Genomic DNA, 7186 nt, shown 5'->3' with positions numbered 1-7186 from the left:
GACGGCTGCCGCCGCACGCCGCGTGCTCGATCTCACCGTGGAGCGCGGCAATTACACGCCGATCGGCCACGTGATCGACGAGAAGGCGATCGTCAACGGCATCGTGGCACTGCTCGCCACGGGCGGCTCGACGAACCATACACTGCACCTCGTCGCCATCGCGCGCGCGGCGGGCATTGTGATCGACTGGGACGACTTCGACACCCTGTCGCAAGCGGTGCCGCTGCTCGCGAAGATCTATCCGAACGGCAAGGCCGACGTGAATCACTATCATGCGGCAGGCGGCATGGCATTCCTCGTTCGCAATCTGCTCGAGGGCGGCTTGCTGCACGACGATGTGCACACCGTCGCGGGCAAGGGGCTCGCGCATTACACGCAGGAGCCGCGTCTCGTCGATGGCGAACTCGCCTGGGTACCCGGTGCCGAGACCACCGGCGATGCCAGCGTACTGCGGCCGATCGGCGAGCCGTTCCAGCCCGACGGCGGGCTGCGCCTCATGCAAGGCAAACTGGGCCGTGGCGTCATCAAGATTTCCGCCGTGGCGAGCGAGCATCGGAGCGTGCGCGCACCGGCGATCGTCTTCGAATCGCAGGAGGCGGTGCAAGAAGCGTTCGACAATGGTGAGCTCAAGCGCGACTTCGTCGCTGTCGTCCGTTTCCAAGGCGCGCGGGCGAACGGCATGCCGGAGCTTCATCGCCTCACGCCATTGCTCGGCGTACTGCAGGATCAAGGCTTTCACGTCGCATTGGTGACCGACGGCCGGATGTCGGGCGCATCGGGCAAGGTGCCCGCCGTCATCCACGTCTCGCCCGAAGCGCTGCTGGCTGGGCCGCTCGGCAAGGTTCGCACCGGCGACATCGTCACGATCGATGCCGAGCGTGGCGTGCTCGATGTCGAAGTCGACGAGGCGGAATGGGCCGCGCGCGCCGTCGATGCACCGAAGCATCAGGCCGAAAACGAAGTCGGCTTCGGCCGCGAATTATTCGGCGTCTTTCGCGCGGCCGCGTTGCCGGCGGAAATGGGCGCCTCCGTGTTCGGCTCCCTCGTCGGAGAGCAGGCCGAACGACACATTCATGCCATCGAGCGATAAGGAGTGCAGATGAAAAAGATCGAAGACATCGTCCGGCTCGGCCCGGTCATTCCGGTGCTGGCGTTCGAGTCCGCCGAGCAGGGCGAGCACGTGTCGCGCGCGCTCCATGCGGGCGGCGTCAAAGTGCTCGAAATCACGTTGCGTACGCCGGCCGGGCTGCAGGCGATCGAGCGGGCGAGCCAGCTTGCGCCCGATATCGTCGTCGGCGTCGGTACCATTACCGAGCCCGGGCAGTGCGCGCTGGCCAAGAAAGCGGGGGCGCAATTCGGCGTGTCCCCGGGGCTTACGAAGGACATGCATAAGGCTGCTCAGGATGCCGGGTTGCCGCTCCTGCCCGGTGTCATGACGCCCACCGACATCCTGCTCGCGCTCGAACTCGGCTATGAGATCGTGAAGTTCTTCCCCGCACAGCAAGCGGGTGGCGTGGCGATGCTGCAAGCGTTCCATGGTCCGTTCCCGGCGCTCAAGTTCTGCCCGACCGGCGGCATCACCGCCGAGACGGCGCCGAATTTCCTCGCGTTGCCGAACGTCGTCTGCGTCGGCGGTTCCTGGTTGACGCCGAAGGCGGCGCTGGCCGCCGGCAACTGGGACGAAGTCACGCGCCTCGCGCGCGGCGCCTCGGAGCTGGCCGCGCATCAGCATTGACGCAGCGCGGGAAGCCGCGCTTTCTGAGCCGTTCTATCGCCGCGCCGTCTGTCCGCCTACAATGCAGCGACGGCGCGGCGCATCGCGCCCGGTCACTTACCTTCATTGCATGACAAGCCAAGGAGGGTTTCATGGGATCGGTCCACGGCGGCCTGTTGCTCCTTTACGCGGTGATCGCGATTGCAGTTCTCATCATTCTGATCACCCGCTTCAAGCTCTACCCGTTCATCGTTCTGATCCTCGTCTCGCTTGCTCTTGGCATGGCGGCGGGCATGCCGATGGACAAGATCGTCAAATCGTTCGAGGCGGGCAACGGCGGCACGCTCGGCCACATCGCGATCGTCGTGGGTTTGGGCACGATGCTCGGCAAGATGATGGCGGAGTCCGGCGGGGCCGAGCAGATCGCCACCACGCTCATTCGCTGGTTCGGCGAAAAGCACATCCACTGGGCGATGCTGTTCGTCGCCATCATCGTCGGTTTGCCGGTCTTCTTCGAAGTCGGCTTCGTGCTGCTGATTCCAATAGCATTCAACGTCGCGCGGCGGACCGGTAAATCGCTGCTGCTGATCGGCTTGCCGATGGTGGCGGGGTTATCCGTCGTGCACGGACTCATCCCGCCGCACCCGGCGGCACTGCTGGCGGTGCAGGCGTACGGCGCGGACATCGGCAAGACCGTGGCCTATGGGCTCATCGTCGGCGTGCCGACCGCGCTCGTGGCCGGTCCGATTTTTGCGCTACTCATTTATCGCCACGTCAAACTGCCCGATACGAATCCGCTCGCCGCCCAATTCGTCGAATCCGACGAGGTTGGGGCGGCCGGCACGGGTGCGACGCGGCGCGCTTTACCGAGCTTCGGAATTACACTTTTCACGATTTTGCTGCCGGTCTTGCTGATGCTGGTAGGGAGTTGGGCCGATCTCGCCTTCGCGCCGAAGACACTGCCGAACGACTTGCTGCGCTTCGTCGGCAACGCGGACGTGGCGCTGCTCATCGCGGTGCTCGTCAGCTTCTGGACGTTCGGCGCGCTGCGCGGTTTTACGCGCGCGCAGATCCAAAAATTTTGCGGCGATTGTCTCGCACCGATCGCCGGCATTACGTTGATCGTCGGTGCGGGCGGCGGTTTTGGCGGCGTCTTGCGCGATAGCGGCATTTCGCAGCAGATCGTCGCGCTCGCCACGCAGGCGCATCTCTCGCCGCTGTTGTTCGGCTGGTTCGCCGCGGCACTGATCCGGCTCGCAACGGGCTCGGCCACCGTGGCGATGACGACCGCATGCGGCATCGTCGCACCGGTGGCCGCTGCCGGTGTGATGCACGTGCGTCCCGAACTGCTCGTGCTGGCGACGGGCTCGGGCTCGCTCATTTTCTCGCATGTGAACGATGGAGGCTTCTGGCTGATCAAAGAGTATTTCGGCATGACGGTCGGGCAGACCTTCAAGACCTGGTCTTTGTGCGAGACGATCATCTCGCTGCTCGGCCTGGCGCTCACCTTCGCGTTGAGCGCGGTTCTTTGACGCACTTGCCGGCCCCCTTTGGGGCCCACGGGTGCCGCAGCGGGAGGCGCAATGATTTTGATCGTGATGGGAGTATCGGGCGCTGGCAAGACGCTCATCGGCGAGCTGCTGGCCGAGCGGCTCGGCTGTGGTTTCATCGACGGCGATACGTTTCACAGCGCGGCGAACAAGGACAAGATGGCGCACGGCATTCCGTTGACCGACGACGACCGTTGGCCGTGGCTGGCTTCGATACGCGAGGCGATCCTCGAGGAAGAGAACGCGGGTGAGACGGCCGTGTTCGGCTGCTCTTCGCTCAAGCGCGAGTACCGCGACGTGCTGCGCGGCGGCGTACCGCCGGACGGCCGCGTGCATTTCGTCTATCTGAAGGGGTCGTTCGCCGTGCTGCACGAGCGGCTCGGCGCGCGTTCCGGGCATTTCTTCGATCCGGCGCTGTTGCAGAGCCAGCTCGATACGCTCGAAGAGCCGGGCGAGGATGAGGCGATCACGGTCAGCATCGAACCGGCACCCGAGGCGATCGTCGACGAGGTGCTCGCGCGGTTGAAGACGATCGGCGCGTCTTAAACCAGGGCCGCTACGGGAGGCGTCGCCGCGAGCGCCACGCGGTCGGGGCCTGGAGCGGCAACGCGGGCAACGGGAGAATCCTGGTCAGGCGATCCGTTTCGCCAGTTCCACGGCCTTGCCCGTGTACGATGCCGGGGTCATTGCCGCGAGGCGTGCCTTCGCATCGTCGGGAATCGCGAGTTGAGCGATGAACTGCTGCAACGCCTCGCGCGTGATGCCCTTGCCGCGTGTCAACTCCTTCAATTGCTCGTACGGGTTTTCGATGCCGTACCGGCGCATCACCGTTTGCACGGGCTCGGCGAGCACTTCCCAGCAGTTGTCGAGATCCTCGTTCAGGCGCTGCGGATTCACTTCGAGTTTATCGAGACCGCGAATCAGCGCGTCATAGGCGAGCAGCGAATAGCCGAGCGCGACGCCCATGTTGCGCAGCACCGTCGAATCGGTCAAATCGCGTTGCCAGCGCGACACGGGCAGCTTGTCGGCGAGGTGGCGCAGCGTCGCATTGGCGAATCCGAGGTTGCCTTCGGAGTTTTCGAAGTCGATCGGATTGACCTTGTGCGGCATCGTCGACGAGCCGATTTCACCGGCTTTCGTTTTCTGCTTGAAGTAGCCGAGCGAGATATAGCCCCAGACATCGCGATCGAGGTCGAGCAGGATCGTATTGGCGCGCGCGACGGCGTCGAAGAGTTCCGCCATGTAATCGTGCGGTTCGATCTGGATGGTGTAGGGATTGAACGTCAGCTTCAACCGCTTTTCGACCACCTCGCGCGAGAACGCTTCCCAGTCGAACTCGGGATACGCCGACAAATGCGCGTTGTAATTGCCCACCGCGCCATTCATCTTGCCGAGAATCCGCACCTCGGCGATCCGCTCGATCGCGCGGGCCAGCCGCGCCGCCACGTTGGCGATTTCCTTGCCGAGCGTCGTCGGGCTCGCGGGCTGGCCGTGCGTGCGCGAGAGCATCGGTTGCTCGGCATGCGCGCGTGCCAGCGCGACGAGCCGGCTTTCGACCGAACGCAGCGCGGGCAGGATCACGTGCTCGCGTGCGCCGGCGAGCATGAGCCCGTGGGAGGTATTGTTGATGTCCTCCGACGTGCAGGCGAAATGAATGAATTCGCTTGCGCGCTCGAGCTCGGACTGGCCTTTGACCGATTCCTTGAGCCAGTACTCGACCGCCTTCACATCGTGGTTCGTCACGCGCTCGATCTCTTTGATCCGCGCCGCATCGTGGGCCGAAAAGCGTTCGACGAGCTGCAGCAGGAACCGCTCCGATTCGCCCGAAAAGCGCGGCACTTCGGCGAAGCCCGCGTGCGAGAGCGCGATGAGCCAATGCACTTCGACGGTGACGCGGTGGCGCATGAAAGCGGCTTCGGACAGCCAATCGCGCAGGGCTTCGGTCTTGGCGGCGTAGCGGCCGTCGAGCGGTGAGAGTGCGGTGAGGGCAAAAAGGGTATCGGCGCGGGTATCGGACATGATGGGGCGACGGAGCGCAGCAAGCGCCCGTTCGTAAGCGGCAAGGGAATCGCGCATTTTACCATCGAGCGGGGACGTCGCCGCCGAGCGGGACCCGCCGCTTGTGTCTCCGGCTACCGGTTGCCGCGTCGCCAAAGAAAAAGGCATGCGTTGCCGCATGCCTTGCAAAGAATGACGCGCGCGTAGTGCGCGAACCTGACTCAGTCGCCGGCTGTGGCCGTACGACCGATGCTGGCCGTCGCCGCGGGGGCCGCGACCGGCGCGCCCGGCGCCGCCCAGACGAGCCATTGCGCGCGCAGCGCGAGGACGGCCAGGCAGGCGCAGGCGGCGAGCGCGCCGAAGGTGGCGAAGCCCATCTGGTAGCTGCCGGTGCTTTCCTTGGCGATGCCCATGACAACCGGCAGATAGAAACCGCCGATGCCGCCCGCGGCGCCCACGACACCCGACAAGAGGCCTGTCTTGCCCTTCCAGCGATGCGGCACGAGCTGGAACGTCGAGCCGTTGCCGAGTCCGAAGGCGAGATACAGGCACACGAGGATCGCGATGCCGCCGCTCAACGGCGGCATCCATGCCGCGAACAGCAGATCGGCGGCGGAGATGACGGCGAGCAGGACGACGAGGGCGCGCACGCCGGTCACGCGATCGGCCAGGTACCCGCCGAGCGGGCGTACCATCGCGCCGAGAAACGCAAGCAGCGACATGAACAGGCCGGCTTCGAGTTTGGGCATTTGATAAAGGTTCGTGAGCAGCAGCGTCACATACGACGACATGCCGACGAAGCCGCCGAACGTGATGCTGTAGACCAGCATGATGACCCACGTGTCGCGTTCCGCCAGCACGCTCCGGTAGCGCGCCGGCAACAGCGCGATCGCGCCGATCGCGCCGAGCACCGGCAGGAGCAGCAGGCCGGTCTTGCCCGTGCCGAACACACCTGCTTTCACCGCGAGCACGAGCACGATGAGGCCGGCGAGCGTGGCGATGAAGCTGCCCGTTGCGCGCAGCGTACTGCCGGTCTTTTCGCCGCGGTCTTCCGCCCATGCGAAGACCGCGAGGCCCGCGATCGCAAGCAGCGGCAGCGCCGCCGCGGTGGCCATTTGCCAGCCGAGCACAGCCGCGACGCGCGGGAACAGGAACCCGTCGAGCACCGCGCCGATGTTGCCGGCGGCGGCCAGGCCGAGCACGAGGCCCTGGACTTTCGGGGGATAGCTGCTGCCGGCCATCGGAAGCGCGACGGCGAAGCTCGCCCCGCCCATGCCGAGAAACACGCCGAGTACGAGCAGGAGTGTGTAGCTGGGCGCTGCGGGCCAAAGCGGCAGCACGATCGTCGGTAGCGCGGACAGCAGCACGCCGACGAGCGCAATGCGCCGTCCATTGGTCGATTGATAGAGGTTGCCGAGCGTCACGCGCAAAATCGCGGCGGCCAGTACCGGGACGGCGACGAGAAAGCCTTGCTGCGCGGCCGTCATCGCTATGTCCTTGCCGATGAACGGGGCGAGCGGGCCGTAAAGGACCCATACGGTAAAGCCGGTATCGAAATACAGGAAACAGGCAAGCAGCGATCGCCAGTTGCCGCTCTGTAGCGCGTGTTGCAGATTCTTCATGACAGCCTCGCGGGTGATCGGAGAAAGATGCGCCTTGTTATTTTGCAGTGCAGCGCGACGGCGTGATTACGCAAGGGCCGTGCCATGTCGCTGCCTCACCGGAGGCACGGCCGCGCGAGGCGCGTGAGGGTTGGCTCGGTGGGAACGCACGGCCGGCCCCAGGCGCAGCGGGCGCACCCCGGCTGCATTGGTGCGCGGCCCGGCCATGCGCACCTGCCGTGCGCAATCGGCACTGCACCCGTGCGTGGTGCGCGCCCCGATGGTGCGCCGCGCCAATCTTCTACATAAACCGGCAGCTGCCC

General features: G+C 65.5%; 6 protein-coding genes. 4 read left to right on the top strand and 2 right to left on the bottom strand.

Features of this window, described 5'->3' with window-relative positions; genetic code table 11:
- From ACO1XS_RS01485 to ACO1XS_RS01470, 4 genes are all read left to right on the top strand, one after another.
- The coding region (locus ACO1XS_RS01485) for a dihydroxy-acid dehydratase domain-containing protein (protein WP_486389874.1) at positions 1–1090 on the top strand (1090 nt) is incomplete at its 5' end.
- Positions 1091–1099: 9 nt separating this feature from the next.
- Positions 1100–1735, top strand: coding sequence for a bifunctional 4-hydroxy-2-oxoglutarate aldolase/2-dehydro-3-deoxy-phosphogluconate aldolase (gene eda / locus ACO1XS_RS01480; protein ID WP_331568720.1), 636 nt, complete (start codon positions 1100–1102; stop codon positions 1733–1735).
- Positions 1736–1866: 131 nt separating this feature from the next.
- On the top strand, positions 1867–3246 hold the full coding sequence (locus tag ACO1XS_RS01475; RefSeq protein ID WP_331568718.1) for a GntT/GntP/DsdX family permease: 1380 nt from the start codon (positions 1867–1869) through the stop codon (positions 3244–3246).
- Between the two features lie 51 nt (positions 3247–3297).
- Complete coding sequence (locus ACO1XS_RS01470; RefSeq protein ID WP_440560979.1) at positions 3298–3810, top strand: gluconokinase; 513 nt, start codon at positions 3298–3300, stop codon at positions 3808–3810.
- Positions 3811–3894: 84 nt separating this feature from the next.
- Here ACO1XS_RS01470 and purB read toward each other — a convergent pair whose 3' ends face one another.
- Positions 3895–5283 (bottom strand): adenylosuccinate lyase, encoded by a 1389-nt coding sequence (gene purB, locus ACO1XS_RS01465; protein WP_331568764.1) that lies wholly within the window; start codon positions 5281–5283, stop codon positions 3895–3897.
- Positions 5284–5483: 200 nt separating this feature from the next.
- Positions 5484–6884, bottom strand: coding sequence for an MFS transporter (locus ACO1XS_RS01460; protein WP_331568714.1), 1401 nt, complete (start codon positions 6882–6884; stop codon positions 5484–5486).
- Between the last annotated feature and the right edge of the window lie 302 nt (positions 6885–7186).

Source organism: Trinickia sp., from assembly GCF_057351765.1.
This window is presented reverse-complemented; position numbering and strand designations above follow the sequence as displayed.